Here is a 12,540-nt window from a genome sequence, read left to right as displayed (position 1 = left end):
GAATAGGGTGGTTTTTGATCGAACGTATCCGCAAACCCGATTGAATCGGGAAAGCCGATCAAAATGGGCCGATTAAGCCCGGATTACCCGATGAATGTTGGGCTCGGGAGGCGTGGAAATGGGGGTCAGCGCCCGGACTTGGGTCCCAGCAGCAGCCAGAGAATGAAGCCGATCAGCGGCAGGATCAGGATGAGCACGATCCACAGCACCTTGCTGCCCACGCCCGCGCGGCTCGACAGGGTGCTGACGATGGCCCAGATGTTCAGGATCAGGAGGATCAGGCCCAGCAGGCCGCCGACTTCGATACCCATAGTTGTTATTCCCTGGAGTTGGTGGAGGGCTGGAGATCGTTGCTCACCAGTATAGCGGTGCGCGGGCCGGGTTGCCCCTGCCTGGGAATATCCTGTAACTGCCCTGCATCTTTTTGATTTGCACGTGACTGACCGCGAGGCAGTCGAGGAAGACGAAACCATGTCCATGAATTTCCGGCTCGCGCTCATGGCGGGCGTGATGCTGATTCCGGCCACCTGCCTGGCGCAGGCACTGCCGGCACCCTGGGGCGTCGCCACCGAGGTGCATCAGTCCTATGACGGCCAGAAGGTGGTCTATGACGCCGACTCGCCCACACCGGACAAGCTGCGCAGCGTGATCGACCGGGCCAGCTATTTGAGCCGCATGAACGGCGCCAATCCTTTCGACACCCGGGTTGTCGTGGTGGTCCACGGCGAGGCCCTGCATGCCTTCGCGCGCCAGAACTACGCCGAGCACGCGGAGCTCATGGCCCGCGCCCAGAGCCTGTCGGTGGGCGACGTGGTGGAGTTTCGTATCTGTGCCGCCGGTGCCCGCCGCCGCGGCTACGCACCCGAGGATTTCCACGGTTTCGCCACCGTGGTCCCCATGGCCGATGCGGAGATCGTGCGCCTGCAGCAGGAAGAGGGCTTCGCCTTCATGCGTTAGAGCAACATCCGTTCTCTCGCGGAGACGCTGGGGCGCGGGAAAAAACAGAGTCAAAGGAAGTTCTATTGCCCGGGCGCCAGGAAAAGCCCAGTCATCCCGACGAGCCTGTCAACTGATGTGTTCTCTGAAATACATAGCGGCCCAGCTTGCACTCTTTGGCATCGCTGTGTCCGCATTCCTGTGGAGCGACGCGCTGGGGGTTGCGGCCTGGACGAGTCTGATCGTTGCGGGTGCTGTGATCGGCTTCTTTGTCGTGTTTCTGTTGTATCGCCGGGATGTCCTGAGGCGCGGCTCAGATGAGAAACATGGTCTGAAGCGCAGCAGGCAGCCTTGGGAGTAGGTGCCAGGAGAAGTGTGACGGCGAGTCCCGCTGATCGCGGCCGCGCACGGACTCAGCGCCGCGCGCCGAACAGCACCAGCGCGAGCCCCGCAGCCACGGCCACGCCGCCGGCCACCAGGTAGCCGGTGGTGGTGTCGGAGTAGCGGCCGGTGATGGCCTCGTGGGCCTGTTCGGTGAAGGTCTCGGTGGCGCCAAAGCCCATCCAGAGCAGGAGGCCTCCACCGACCAGCAGGGCGATGCCGAGAACACGTGTCCAGTGCATGGGTTCCCCCAGACGGTGCATGAGCGTGGAGAGTAGGTCAGGGGGCCTGGGTCTGCAAGCAGTTACCCGGCGCCCGGGCGTCAGTCCCGGCGTCCCAGTGCAGGGCGAGCCAGAGACTGTTCTCCTCCGGGGTGGTCCAGCTGACACGGTGCGCGGTGCCGGCGGGGATGAACAGCCAGTCCCCGGGTGCCAGGCGTCGTCGAGCGGGCGGATCCCGGTATTCGAGTTCGGCTTTGCCCTGGATCAGCAGCACCCACTCGTCCCAGTCCTGCTGGTACCAGTGGCCCGGCGGCGAGGCGTGTCCCCGGGAGACGATGCGTTCAATGCGCAGGCCCCGGTGCACCAGCAGGTCCTGCAGCCACTCGGCGGGCAGGTGTTCGGGGATCTCCGTGAACAGGTTGTCCATGGCCCTATCGGCGGCCTACTGGCTGGCCGCCTCCAGCTCCAGGATCTCGATCAGGCGCTCGGCGGTGACGTGGCCGTACAGCACCCGGCCCCTGGGGGTGACGATGGCGGGCGTGCCCAGGAACCGGTTGCTCAGGGCGATGTCCAGCTGGTCATCCACGGCCCGGCTCTGGCATCCCTCCACCTTGACGATCTCGTTGCGCTTGGCCTTGCTCATGGCTGACTTGCGGTCCTCGCTGCACCAGACGCCGTGCATCTGCTCCAGGGCGTTGTTGATGTTGGGAAATGCCGCGTAGCGAATCTCGATGTCGAACAGCAGGTAGTCGTCCATCTGGGTGTGCAGGCGCCGGCAGAAGGGGCAGTTCACATCGGTGAACACCGTGACCCGGTGCTTGACCTCGGCCGGGCTGTAGATGATCAGGTCCGCTTCGGGCAGTGCCTCCACCTGCTCGGCCAGGGCTGGGTTGGCGGGGGGCAGTCCGCTGGCGCCTGCGGTGGCGCCGAGCAGGGCCGCGCACAGGGCGAGGAGCCAGAAAGCGGGTTTTTTGACCATGATGCACTCCTGTGTTTGGATGGGGTGGATTATCCCGGGCCCAGTGCATGAGTCCGTCATTCCGGCACGAGGTTCCCGGTAACCCGGATCATTAGACGCGCGGTAGCCGGGATTTCATCCCGGCAGGGTTGTCACACAGGATATCAGGAGGGTTTATGAAACAGCGTCGCACGGACACCGGCCTGGTGCTGGTGGGGCTGGGTCTGCTGGGGGTCGGCGGTTACGTGTTGCTCAGCGGCGAGATCTTCCTGAGCCGGCTCACGGTGAGCGAGGGGCAGTCCATGTCCGGGACCGGTGCCCTGGTGGTGGGGGTGATCTTCGTGGCTCTGGGGCTGTATTTCCTGAAGGAGTCCCGGCGCTGACCCGCACGTCGCGCCGAAGTCTTCCGGAAGAATCATCGCCATAGGACGGGCCCTGCCCGCCGTCTGCCGCAGGTTCGAGGTCAGCAGAGGCGGCCACGGGCCGCCCTATGAATTGCTGCCCACGGGCTAGTGGCGCGCCTGGGCCCATTCCACGGCCCTGCGGCGACCCTCGCCGACGGTCGCGTCGTCCAGGGTCGCTTCCAGTTCCAGCCGGGTCCGGTTGCCGAAGGTGTCCCCGCCGGCGGCCGCCAGGCTCGCCCACTTGAGGGCCTCCGCCGGGTCGGGCTCCACGCCGTCCCCGTCCGCGTACATGCGGCCCAGCCAGCCCTGCATCTGGGCGTGCCCCAGTTCCGCGGCCATGCGGGTGTAGGCAAAACCCCGGGTCATGTCCCGTTCCACGTCCCCGATGCCTTCCACGTACAATCGGGCCAGGAAGTAGCTGACCAGCATGGGCTCATCTTCCAGCGCCGGCTGCAGCAGGGCCTCTGCCTCCAGGGCGCGTTCAGGGTGCTGGCCGCCGAAGGCATCGGCGATCAACACCGAGGCCAGGGCCACCCTGGCCTGGGGATAATCCGCGTCGATGCCCTTGTGGAACCAGGCCTCCGAAAGCGCCCGGTCCCGGGGTACCAGATCGCCGCGCAGGTAGGCCCAGCCCAGGCTCAGGGTGTGCTGGATCTCGCCCGCGTCCACGGCCTGTTCATACCAGTACACAGCCTGCTCGCCGTCCTTCTTCACGCCCAGGCCTTCGGCATGCAGCCAGGCCAGGTGGGCCATGGCCGTGCCGGAACCGGCCTTCGCGGCCGATTCCAGCCACAGGGCGGCCTGGGCCGGGTCCGGGTCTTCCTTGTCCAGGTGGGCATGCGCCATGGACTCCAGGGCTTTCGCGTCCCGTCCCGCCGTGGCCTGCTCGCTCCAGGGCAAGGCCTCGCCGTGGGCGTTCAGGGCGAGCCCGAGGGTCAGCAGGAGGATGAGAATCAGGGTGTTTTTCATGGGAGTGTCATGGTAGGTGCGGTTTGTGACGGCGTGATGACAGTGGGCTGCGCCCAGTGGCAAGTCTCAAGTGGCTAGTGGCAAGGTGTGAAAAAGGATAGGCAGGAGTATTCTGGGTTTACTTGCCACTTGCCGCTTGCCACTTGCCACTTGCCACTTTAATGCCCGAAGCATCCACAGCCTCCAATCCACCCCCGGCCCCCCGTCGCTTCGGCTGTCTGCAGGTCGCCATCCTCATGCTGGAGGGGGTCAGCGTCATGGGCGTGCCGCTACCGTCCGCCTGGTGCGTCCCCGGGTGAAGACCCTGTCCCTGGGCATGCGCAATTTCCGCATGGCGCTTCAGGATGAAGAGGGGCAGGTCTCGATGCTGGGGTGTGGCTCCGAGCGCATCACCGTGAGCATCGGTGCGGGCACCGCCTCCAGCTTGGATGAAGAAAGCCCGGATGCCCTGCTGCACCGGGTGGACGAGGCCCTCTACCGGGCCAAGGCCGAGGGCCGCAATCGGGTGGTCCTGGCTGCTGGGGAGTCCATGTCGTCGTGAACCTGTCGAGAGATCTGTCCATGCCTTACCTGCCCCTGGCCTTGTGCCTTCTGTTGCTGACGCTGCTGCCGGGCCGCGCGCTCGCCCAGGCCGAACTGACGGTGCTCAACTGGCCCGACTACCTGGATGCCGAACTGGTCGAGGCATTCGAGCGCGAGCACGGCGTGGGCCTCAACCTGATCTATTTCGAAACCGACGACGACCGCGACGCCCTGCTGGTGGAGACCCAGGGCCGCGGCTACGACGTGGTACTGGTGAACGGCTCGAACCTGGCGAGCTATGTGCGCCGAGGCTGGCTCGAGCCCCTGGATCCGGTGGCGCTGACCCAGCTGGAACACCTCGATCCCCGCTGGCGCGCCGCCTACGAGGCAGCGCAAAGCCATGGCGTGCTCTACCTGTGGGGCACCCTGGGTGAGGGGAGACAGTTAGAAGGCGAAAGAACCGGGATTGGCCGGGATTTGGCGACGGATAGCGGGAGAGCTAGGCGTGGCGCGGGCTTCGGCGGGGCTCGCCGTAATCGGCTGATTTGGACGCTAGAAAAGCGAAAGCGGCGCATCTGTTTACCAACCCTTTCAAGATCGTTTAAACGGCCGTCACATGCGGCGGCCGGACCACACCACCCGGCCGATGATAGCCAGGTCTTCGCCTGGGGTGTCCAGCGCCAGCTCGAAGGGCTCGTAGGCTGGGTTGTCGCTGGTCACCTTCACCTTGCGGCCCGGTAGGCGCTGGAGGCGCTTCACCAGCAGGCTGCCGTCCATCCTGAGCACGTAGATGCCGTCACGGGGTACGGCCTGGGCGCTGCGGCGGTCCACCAGGATGACATCACCGGGGCGGAGCGTGGGCTCCATCGACTCGCCATCCACATATATAAGGTACAGGTCCGCCGGGTTGGCGTGAAGCTCCTGGTGTATCCATTGGCGCTTAAAGGCCAGCGAATCAGTGACTTGCTCCTCCTCCACCACGGCGCCGTGGCCTGCGGCGGCGCGCACGTCGTAGAGCGGCACCAGGGCGTACTCCTCGCCCACCTCCTGGATCATGTGCTCCGGCGCGGCCTGTGGCGCCGCAGGCTCGGGCTCGCCTAGTCGCATCGGGCCTTCACCCGTAATCACCCAGTTGGCGTTGTAGCCAGCGTCCATGAGCTTGCGAAGAAAGTCCGCGTCCGGCGTTCTCTCGCCACGTTCGTAGTTCCCGATGGAGTTTTTATGGACGCCAAGCTGTTGGGCTAGCGCGGCCTGGCTCCGCGAGCCACGTATGTGGGCTATTCGCTCTCCAATCGTGGTTGTCACTTCCAATCCTTAAAGCATCAACCTGCCGGTTGTTAGTTCTTGCGGGGTTGATGCTTTCTGTTTTCGTTAATTAATTCAGTGTCTTAGGTGCTATAGCCCCGCTTGTGTGGGGCGAGCGGAAGCATCAACCCACAACCGGGGTTGACGTAGTCCGCAAACGTGGGCATCATGTCCACCCATGAGCACACGACAGCACCCAAAAAAACCGCCTCGCGGCGACTGGCATCCGGCGGATATCAAGGCGGCCCTGGAGAAGGCCGGCTGGAGTCTGCGCCGGCTATCGCTGCACCACGGTTACAAGTCGGCAACGACCCTCAAGGAGGCGCTGCACCGGCCCTACCCGAAGGCGCAGCGGTTGATCGCGGAGGCGATAGGTGTGGACCCGGCCAATATCTGGCCGGGCCGGTATCCGCAGGATACCGCGACGGGTGGCGCGCAGTCACTAGAAAAGCGAAAGCATCAGAAGGCGGCATAGCGATGTTTTCCCTGTGTTTTCGTTCGACGTGTACAGCCTAACCAGGGCCAGGAGCCGCCGGGTGCAGGACATCCACCAGCGCGTGCTGCGTGAGCCCGGTGCCTGACATGGGGACATCCGTGCATCGTCAGGACACGGGCCAGCCATGAGCGATCGCCACCCCGATCGCCGCCGGCCCCTGCGCGGCGGACTCAGGCTGCAGACGCGTGTGACGCTCTGGCTCCTGCCCATGATCGTGGCGCCCCTGCTGCTGCTCGGCTGGCTGGCCTACGTGCAGTTGCACGACCAGCTGAGGGAGCAGCACCTGGCGCGCATGGACACCCTGCTGGAGCAGATGGATCTGCACATGCAGTCCAAGATCCGCACCGCCGAGGCCAATGCGCGCCTCATGATGAGCAATCCCCTGTTCCAGAATTACATGCGTGCGGATGATGAGTTCGAGCGCTATGAGCTGCTCTACGGGCCGCTGCTGCGCCTGCTGGACAGTTATCAGCAGGCCCACCCCGACCTGCGCGAGGTCCGCCTGGCCCTGTCCGACGGCACCGAGGACGTGCGCTGGGTGCGCGCCGGCCGTGCTTCCAGCGAGGGTCTGCCGACCGCCTCGCTGCTGGGGCTCGAGGCTGATGGTGTGCAACTGGTGCATGATGCGCAGCTGGGGCAGAGCCTGCTGATGGTGAGCCGGCCGGTGATGCTTCGCGACGTGCGCACCGATCCGGTGGCGACCCCCTTGCAGCATTACGGCTACCTGCTGCTGCTCATGGACCTGAGCCTAGTACAGGAGCAGATGTTCGCCTACCAGCGGGCAGGCCAGGGCAATCTGCTGGCGGTCAATCACGGCGGTGAGGTGCTGCTGGCCGCCTGCGGCGTGGACGCGGGTGCCGAGGCCCTGCTCGCGGACCTGCCGAAGATCGCGGCCGAAGGTCTTGCCGACCTGCGCACCGGCGACGCGGATCCGGTGATCCGGCAGGGTCGTGACTACATCCGTGTGCGCGCCCTGTACCCGGACCATCTCTGGCTCGGCCACGTGCCGGGAGAACAGATCGCCCAGGCCACCCGGGGCCTTGGCTGGCTGGTCCTGCTGGTGGTGTTTGTGGCCACCGCCGGCACCTTCCTGATGGTGCAGCTCGCCCTGCGCGTCCTGGTGCTCAAGCCACTGGCCACGCTTGAGCGCGCGGCCTTGCGGATCGGGGAGGGCAGCTGGGATTTTCCGGCCCTGCACCGTCGCGGGGACGAGATCGGCGGTCTCATGCAGGCCTTTGAGCAGATGGTCGACAGGCTTCAGGACAGTCATCAGCAGATTCACCACATGGCCTACCACGACGAACTCACCGGCCTGGCCAACCGCAAGCAGTTCAACGATCACCTGAGCCGGGCGGTGGATCTGGCACGCCGGCAGGGTGAACGCTTCGCGGTGCTGTTCCTGGACCTGGATCGATTTAAGGACATCAACGACACCCATGGCCATGACATGGGTGACCGGGTGCTCAGGCACTTCGCGGAGCTGGTCAGTGCCTGCGTGCGCGACCAGGACTACGTGGCCCGCGGACAGCCCGTGCCGTCACCCGGCTCCCGGGAGGCCGACGGGGAGATGGTGGCGCGCCTGGGGGGCGATGAGTTCATCGTCCTGCTGCGCGGCCTGCATGCACCCGCCGACGTACTCAGGGTGACGGGGCGGATCCTCCAGGGACTGGAGCAGCCCTTCGTCCACGAAGGGGTCACGCTGATGCTGCGCACCAGTATCGGCGTGGCCTTCTATCCCCAGGACGGCGACAACGCCGAGCAGCTCATGCAACGCGCCGATTTCGCCATGTACCGCGCCAAGCAGGACGGCACCCACCGCGTGTGGTTCTACCGGGATGCCCTGGTGGAAGAGCACCGGGATCTCATGGATCTGCAGTGAAGGTATCGTGAGGGGTGAGGGGATCGGTGACAGGCGCGTGAGCCGTAGGTCGGCCTTCAGGCCGATGCCGTTGCCCATCGAAGCCGCGCTGTCGGCCTGAAGGCCGACCTACGGCGGGACGCTCGTCCCTTGAGTCGAACGTCTAACGCCCTCGTTCGTCCAGCCGCAGGCGTCGTAGATCACCATCCGTCAGGTTGCCCAGATGCCGGAATCCCTCCGCGCCCAGGGGCTGGAACACGGCGAGGTCCCCTTCCTCGATGTGCACCCTGGCCGCCTGCTGGAGGTTGAGGTTGTGGCCCACCAGCACGGTGTTGCTGGCGGAGTCGATCGGCGGGGTGGCGAGCATCTCCTGCAAGGCAGCGACCAGCTGGGGCTTGCGCTCGGCGGAGGCCGGGGGCCAGTTGTACAGACCCTCGTCGAGGCTGTGCCGGCCAAAGCCCAGCCGGGCGGTCTCCACGTTGCGGCAGAACGGGCTCGAGATCACCTCGCCCACCGGGATGCCGAGGGTGTGGATGTCCTCGCCCATGGTGCGCGCCTGTTCACGTCCCGCCTCGGAGAGGTTGCGCTGACGCTCGCAGCGCGCCATGTCACTCAGGTCCTGGTCACGGCGGCTGCGGTCGGTGATGGCGTGGCGCCAGTAGATCACCAGTCCGCCGGCACGCAGCTGTTCGAGCAGTGCCCGGTGGGGGTCGTCGGTACCTGCATGCACGGTGCCCAGCAGCCAGGGCAGCAGGGCGCCGGCCAGCAACAGCCTGCGTCGCAGGTGTTTCATGCCACGTGCTCCCTCAGCGCAGCGCTTCGGCCTTCACGCCCAGGGCCAGGGCGGTGCCGCTCACCTGCACCCGCAGGCGCGAGGTGCCGGCCTCCACCGCCGGGGCGGACTCCATGGCCGCATCCATGGCGCGTGCCATCAGGGGACGTATCGGCGGGCCGTCCAGCTCATCCTGCAAGTGCAGTTCCGCGGGCCGCCAGTGACTGGCCTGCACCCGTGCCGCCGCGGCGGCGGCCTTGGCGCGCCACAGGTCGATGGCCTGTTCACTGAGCACCTTGCGCACCCGTTCGCGGGTCTCGTCGGAGACCGCAAATCCCATCTGGATGACCCGCAGCTCACCCTCCTGCAGCTTGCCCACCAGGGTGGTGGCCGATTCCAGGTCGGTGCTTTCCAGCTCCAGGGTCTGGATGATGCGCCAGCCGGTCTGACGGGTCTGGTTGTCCCGGTGCTCGTAGACCGGCTGGGTGGTGTAGGCGGGGGTACGCAGCTTCACCGTGGGGTGGTCCCGGCCGGTGCGCAGGGCCCGGTCCATGATCTCGCGCACCTCCCGGGCCAGGCGGGCAGTGTCCCTGCCGCTGCGCTCCACCTGCAGGGTCACGCGCATCAGGTCGTTGTCCACCTCCTGTTCGCTGAAGGCGGACAGGTGCAGGCGCACGGCGTCGTCGTCATCGGCCAGTGCGGTCAGGGGCAGCAGGAGCAGGCAGAGCAGGAGACTGGTCAGCAGGGGGTGTGGACGCATGGCGGGACTCCGGGTGGTTTAGTGCTTTGTGCTTTGTGCCGGGCACTTGGTTCCCGAAGCATAGGGCGGGCCGCGCCCGCCGTCATCCATCACTCGCCCGGATCGAGATCCAGCCGGTGATTCTGCGGCGGCGTGCGCGGATCCTCGATCACCGTGCCATCCAGCAGTCCCTGGTCCAGCATGTAGCCGGTCACCGCGTCGCTGACGCCATTGATGATGAACTGGATGGCCAGCACGGCCAGGATCAGGCCGAAGATCTTGGTGAGGATCTGCTTTCCGGTCTCCCCCAGGAATCGCACGATGTGCCGTGAGTGGACCATGGCGAAGTAGCAGGCCACGGTGGTGGCCAGTACCGCCAGGTACACCAGGCCGGTGTGATAGATGGTGGGCGCCTCGCTGGTAAGGATCATCACCGTGGCGATGGAGCCGGGTCCGCTGATGAAGGGGATGGCCAGCGGGATCACCGAGATGTCGTCGGAGAGCCGGCTCTGCTCCGCACGCGCCTCCTCGGCCTTTTCCTCGTCCTCGTCGCCTCGCTTGCGGATCATGTTCATGGCGATGCCGAACAGGATCACGCCGCCGGCGATGCGAAACGCCGCCAGGGTGATGCCGAACAGCTGGAAGATGATGCCGCCGATGGTGGCGAACACGAAGAACAGCGCCGTGGCGATCTTGGTGGAACGCAGCGCGATCATGCGCCGGCGCTCTTCGGAGGCCCGCGGCAGCAGCGCCATGAACACGAAGGCCGTGGTCAGCGGATTGACGATGACGAACACCGCCAGGAAGGTGATGACGAGGTATTCGAGGAGGGTGAGCATGGCCCCAGCCTAACAAGGCGGGGGGTAGGAATTCAAAATTCAAAATTCAAGATTCAAAGGTGAGGCCATGGGTTTCCCTTTGAATTTTGAATTTTGAATTTTGAATTTTGAATCTTGGATTTTCCTACCAGGCCAGTCTGAGCCCCGCAAACACGTGGCGTTTTTCCGGTGTGTAGAAGTTGCGAAAGCTGCAGCGGCGGATGTCGCGGCGGGTGTGGCGACTTGCGCCGCGCAGGGTGTAGTGCTGTCCGTCGAACCAGGGGAGAGAGTATTCGTCGTATGGGAAGGGCTTGAAGCCTGGATAGGGAAAGAAGCTGTTGGCGCACCATTCCCACACGTGGCCGCTGTCATACATGAGCCCCAGTCGGCAGGCGACCTCCCACTCATGTTCGTGGGGCAGGCGTGCGCCGGCAAAGCGGGCGAAGGCACGGGCCTCGTGGTGGGAAAGACCGTGCACCGGCATGTCTGGGTCAAGGTCGTGGGGACCGTCCTGGTCGATGCCGTACCACCAGCCACGATCATCCTGGCGCCAGTGATCCGGTGCCCGTGCCGGATGTTCGGAAAGCCAGGCCCGGCCGGCCTCGTCCCAGTGCCCGGGATCTTGATAGCCGCCTGCCTCGATGAAGCACAGGTACTGGGCGTTACTGACCGGTTTGGCGCCCAGGTAGAAGGCGTCCTGGGAAAAGGTATGCACAGGCAACTCGTTGTCGAAGGCCTTGGGGGCCTCGCCTCCCACCGGGAAGTCGCCGGCCGGAACCCTCAGGCGTACCAGGGAGGCATCATCCGACTCCAGCCGACGCTGGGGATGAAAATCCCCAGGATGCTGCTTGATGGCCCGCTGGTTCAGCACCATGAGCATGGTTTCGTAATGCTGGCAGTGGTGCTGGATCAGGAACAGGGGCAGGTATTCGTGTTCCAGCAGGGGATGAGCCGGCAACGGCTCGGCCAACCCGGAGAGCAGCAGGATGTTGTCATCCTGCTGCTGCATGACCTGGTCCAGCAGGCGCTGTTTGTCGGGCAGCTGCGGACCGCGTCGTGGTTTGGGACTGGTTTCCGGGGTGTAATAGTCCCGTAGCTTGCGGGTCAGCCGGTCATCGCCCAGCACCACGGCACGCAGCCAATGGTTTTCCACGTACACGCAGTGGCCCAGATGCCAGCCGAGGGGGCTCAGGTCCCCATGGAACTGCTGGCGGCAGGTGGCGTCGTCCAGGGGGGCGATCAGCGCCCGCAGCCGATGCTGGACCGCGCGAAGGCGGGTGAGAGTGGCGAGAGAGGTGGTCACAGGGCGAGCAGCTCGGGTGGTGCCTGGGGGTCAAGGATCAGCACGTGGTGCTCGGGCACCGCCTGCCAGAGGCCGCCTTCGGTGAGGCGCTCGGAGGCCACCAGCTGGGCGTCCTCCGGAAAGGCGTCGTCGTCGGTGGTGTAATAGAGGCTGGGACACTCGTGATTGATGGCGTGGCGTGTGGCGTAGATGCGCTTACCGTCGCTCATCAGTACGTTGAGCAGAGCCGTGCCTTCATCAAGCCATTCGCCCACCAGGTTGAAGGCCTCTCCCAGGGCCGCCTCCACGGGCAGGTCGTCCTCTGCGATCAACTGGCGGATCACCGCGAACAGGTATTCAGAGTCGGTGCTGCCCTGGATGCCGGATTCCGTTTCCGGTGTGAGCCAGGACTGGATGGCGGGGCGCACCTGCTGCACAAAGTGCTCCAGGTAACCGTTGTGTGAGAACAGCAACCCATCCACGGCAAAGGGCTGGGTGTTGGCGGGGCCACTGGCAAAGCCCGAGGTGGCGCTGCGCACCGCCGCCAGCCACAGGGGGCTGGTGAGGGTCTCACCCAGTGTGGGCAGATTGACGTCGGACCAGATGGGCATGGGGTTAACGTAGCGCCGCGCCACGCCGTCGGGTGCGTGCCAGCCGAAGCCGAAGCCGTCGGCATTGAGCCTTGCGTAGCGCAGCTCCCGGGGCGCCCAGGATTGCACTTCGAGGCTGTGGGCGGGCGTCAGCAGGAACTGGCCCAGGCAGATGTTCGTGCCCAGATAGGCGGCGTGTCGGCACATGATGTATCCCGATCAAAACGGCAGGACTTGTGGGGTGATGAAACCCGCCGGCAATGGAGGCATGTTAGCCTCTTGGGCTTGC

The 12,540-nt window shown here is 65.4% G+C and carries 16 protein-coding genes and 1 pseudogene; 5 read left to right on the top strand and 12 right to left on the bottom strand.

From position 1 onward, the window contains the following. Window positions 1–125: 125 nt before the first annotated feature. Window positions 126–311: a PLDc N-terminal domain-containing protein gene (locus TGR7_RS12520; RefSeq protein ID WP_012639043.1), complete on the bottom strand. Its 186-nt coding sequence runs from the start codon at window positions 309–311 to the stop codon at window positions 126–128. A gap of 160 nt (window positions 312–471) precedes the next feature. On the opposite strand from TGR7_RS12520, the gene TGR7_RS12515 reads away from it, so the two are divergent. Continuing rightward, the gene (locus tag TGR7_RS12515; RefSeq protein ID WP_012639042.1) at window positions 472–957 is read left to right on the top strand and encodes a DsrE family protein; all 486 of its coding nucleotides are present in this window, start codon (window positions 472–474) and stop codon (window positions 955–957) included. 392 nt (window positions 958–1,349) lie between these two features. On the opposite strand, the gene TGR7_RS12505 is transcribed toward TGR7_RS12515, so the two are convergent. Genes TGR7_RS12505 through TGR7_RS12495 form a run of 3 tightly spaced genes read right to left on the bottom strand, consistent with a single transcriptional unit; the run spans window position 1,350 to window position 2,517 of the window. Further along, window positions 1,350–1,559, bottom strand: a complete 210-nt coding sequence (locus tag TGR7_RS12505; RefSeq protein WP_041443056.1) for a DUF3185 family protein — start codon at window positions 1,557–1,559, stop codon at window positions 1,350–1,352. A gap of 37 nt (window positions 1,560–1,596) precedes the next feature. Continuing rightward, a complete protein-coding gene (locus tag TGR7_RS12500; protein ID WP_012639039.1) occupies window positions 1,597–1,965 on the bottom strand; it encodes a cupin domain-containing protein in 369 nt (122 codons plus the stop codon). A gap of 15 nt (window positions 1,966–1,980) precedes the next feature. After that, window positions 1,981–2,517: a DsbC family protein gene (locus TGR7_RS12495; RefSeq protein WP_012639038.1), complete on the bottom strand. Its 537-nt coding sequence runs from the start codon at window positions 2,515–2,517 to the stop codon at window positions 1,981–1,983. A gap of 155 nt (window positions 2,518–2,672) precedes the next feature. Here TGR7_RS12495 and TGR7_RS12490 point away from each other — a divergent pair, with 155 nt between their 5' ends. After that, the gene (locus tag TGR7_RS12490; RefSeq protein WP_012639037.1) at window positions 2,673–2,879 is read left to right on the top strand and encodes a hypothetical protein; all 207 of its coding nucleotides are present in this window, start codon (window positions 2,673–2,675) and stop codon (window positions 2,877–2,879) included. Window positions 2,880–3,005: 126 nt separating this feature from the next. On the opposite strand, the gene TGR7_RS12485 is transcribed toward TGR7_RS12490, so the two are convergent. Next, a complete protein-coding gene (locus TGR7_RS12485; RefSeq protein ID WP_012639036.1) occupies window positions 3,006–3,869 on the bottom strand; it encodes a tetratricopeptide repeat protein in 864 nt (287 codons plus the stop codon). Between the two features lie 295 nt (window positions 3,870–4,164). Between TGR7_RS12485 and TGR7_RS17505 the strand changes: the two genes are divergently transcribed. Next, complete coding sequence (locus tag TGR7_RS17505) at window positions 4,165–4,410, top strand: diguanylate cyclase domain-containing protein (protein ID WP_081434295.1); 246 nt, start codon at window positions 4,165–4,167, stop codon at window positions 4,408–4,410. A gap of 593 nt (window positions 4,411–5,003) precedes the next feature. On the opposite strand, the gene TGR7_RS17240 is transcribed toward TGR7_RS17505, so the two are convergent. Both TGR7_RS17240 and TGR7_RS18040 read right to left on the bottom strand, forming a co-directional pair. Then, window positions 5,004–5,546 carry a helix-turn-helix transcriptional regulator gene (locus tag TGR7_RS17240; protein ID WP_245522982.1) on the bottom strand — a complete coding sequence of 181 codons (543 nt, stop codon included), beginning with the start codon at window positions 5,544–5,546 and terminating at the stop codon, window positions 5,004–5,006. A 3-nt stretch (window positions 5,547–5,549) separates the two neighbouring features. Further along, window positions 5,550–5,696 (bottom strand): annotated as a pseudogene (locus tag TGR7_RS18040) (helix-turn-helix domain-containing protein); the annotation flags it as partial. A 178-nt stretch (window positions 5,697–5,874) separates the two neighbouring features. On the opposite strand from TGR7_RS18040, the gene TGR7_RS12465 reads away from it, so the two are divergent. Together TGR7_RS12465 and TGR7_RS12460 are read left to right on the top strand one after the other, a co-directional pair. Continuing rightward, on the top strand, window positions 5,875–6,171 hold the full coding sequence (locus TGR7_RS12465; protein WP_012639033.1) for a helix-turn-helix domain-containing protein: 297 nt from the start codon (window positions 5,875–5,877) through the stop codon (window positions 6,169–6,171). Between the two features lie 145 nt (window positions 6,172–6,316). Beyond that, window positions 6,317–8,071, top strand: coding sequence for a GGDEF domain-containing protein (locus TGR7_RS12460; RefSeq protein WP_012639032.1), 1,755 nt, complete (start codon window positions 6,317–6,319; stop codon window positions 8,069–8,071). A 142-nt stretch (window positions 8,072–8,213) separates the two neighbouring features. Here TGR7_RS12460 and TGR7_RS12455 read toward each other — a convergent pair whose 3' ends face one another. From TGR7_RS12455 to egtC, 5 genes are all read right to left on the bottom strand, one after another. Next, window positions 8,214–8,843 carry a histidine phosphatase family protein gene (locus TGR7_RS12455; protein WP_012639031.1) on the bottom strand — a complete coding sequence of 210 codons (630 nt, stop codon included), beginning with the start codon at window positions 8,841–8,843 and terminating at the stop codon, window positions 8,214–8,216. A gap of 13 nt (window positions 8,844–8,856) precedes the next feature. Further along, window positions 8,857–9,582, bottom strand: a complete 726-nt coding sequence (locus TGR7_RS12450; RefSeq protein ID WP_012639030.1) for an SIMPL domain-containing protein — start codon at window positions 9,580–9,582, stop codon at window positions 8,857–8,859. An 89-nt stretch (window positions 9,583–9,671) separates the two neighbouring features. Next, window positions 9,672–10,400: a MarC family protein gene (locus tag TGR7_RS12445; RefSeq protein WP_012639029.1), complete on the bottom strand. Its 729-nt coding sequence runs from the start codon at window positions 10,398–10,400 to the stop codon at window positions 9,672–9,674. A 124-nt stretch (window positions 10,401–10,524) separates the two neighbouring features. Beyond that, window positions 10,525–11,682, bottom strand: a complete 1,158-nt coding sequence (locus TGR7_RS12440) for an SUMF1/EgtB/PvdO family nonheme iron enzyme (RefSeq protein ID WP_012639028.1) — start codon at window positions 11,680–11,682, stop codon at window positions 10,525–10,527. After that, complete coding sequence (egtC, locus tag TGR7_RS12435; RefSeq protein WP_012639027.1) at window positions 11,679–12,458, bottom strand: ergothioneine biosynthesis protein EgtC; 780 nt, start codon at window positions 12,456–12,458, stop codon at window positions 11,679–11,681. Before egtC ends, TGR7_RS12440 begins: the two co-directional genes overlap by 4 nt. Window positions 12,459–12,540: the final 82 nt, after the last annotated feature.

The organism is Thioalkalivibrio sulfidiphilus HL-EbGr7, assembly GCF_000021985.1.
GTDB lineage: Bacteria > Pseudomonadota > Gammaproteobacteria > Ectothiorhodospirales > Ectothiorhodospiraceae > Thioalkalivibrio_A > Thioalkalivibrio_A sulfidiphilus.
This window is presented reverse-complemented; position numbering and strand designations above follow the sequence as displayed.

What these genes read in the sequence shown, in the direction of transcription:
- TGR7_RS12505 (WP_041443056.1), bottom strand. Translation starts at nt 1,559, where the DNA reads ATGCACTGGACACGTGTTCTCGGCATCGCCCTGCTGGTCGGTGGAGGC.
- TGR7_RS12450 (WP_012639030.1), bottom strand. Translation starts at nt 9,582, where the DNA reads ATGCGTCCACACCCCCTGCTGACCAGTCTCCTGCTCTGCCTGCTCCTG.
- TGR7_RS12485 (WP_012639036.1), bottom strand. Translation starts at nt 3,869, where the DNA reads ATGAAAAACACCCTGATTCTCATCCTCCTGCTGACCCTCGGGCTCGCC.
- TGR7_RS12445 (WP_012639029.1), bottom strand. Translation starts at nt 10,400, where the DNA reads ATGCTCACCCTCCTCGAATACCTCGTCATCACCTTCCTGGCGGTGTTC.
- TGR7_RS12515 (WP_012639042.1), top strand. Translation starts at nt 472, where the DNA reads ATGTCCATGAATTTCCGGCTCGCGCTCATGGCGGGCGTGATGCTGATT.
- TGR7_RS12490 (WP_012639037.1), top strand. Translation starts at nt 2,673, where the DNA reads ATGAAACAGCGTCGCACGGACACCGGCCTGGTGCTGGTGGGGCTGGGT.
- egtC (WP_012639027.1), bottom strand. Translation starts at nt 12,458, where the DNA reads ATGTGCCGACACGCCGCCTATCTGGGCACGAACATCTGCCTGGGCCAG.
- TGR7_RS12520 (WP_012639043.1), bottom strand. Translation starts at nt 311, where the DNA reads ATGGGTATCGAAGTCGGCGGCCTGCTGGGCCTGATCCTCCTGATCCTG.
- TGR7_RS17240 (WP_245522982.1), bottom strand. Translation starts at nt 5,546, where the DNA reads ATGGACGCTGGCTACAACGCCAACTGGGTGATTACGGGTGAAGGCCCG.
- TGR7_RS12460 (WP_012639032.1), top strand. Translation starts at nt 6,317, where the DNA reads ATGAGCGATCGCCACCCCGATCGCCGCCGGCCCCTGCGCGGCGGACTC.
- TGR7_RS12455 (WP_012639031.1), bottom strand. Translation starts at nt 8,843, where the DNA reads ATGAAACACCTGCGACGCAGGCTGTTGCTGGCCGGCGCCCTGCTGCCC.
- TGR7_RS12495 (WP_012639038.1), bottom strand. Translation starts at nt 2,517, where the DNA reads ATGGTCAAAAAACCCGCTTTCTGGCTCCTCGCCCTGTGCGCGGCCCTG.
- TGR7_RS12500 (WP_012639039.1), bottom strand. Translation starts at nt 1,965, where the DNA reads ATGGACAACCTGTTCACGGAGATCCCCGAACACCTGCCCGCCGAGTGG.
- TGR7_RS12465 (WP_012639033.1), top strand. Translation starts at nt 5,875, where the DNA reads ATGAGCACACGACAGCACCCAAAAAAACCGCCTCGCGGCGACTGGCAT.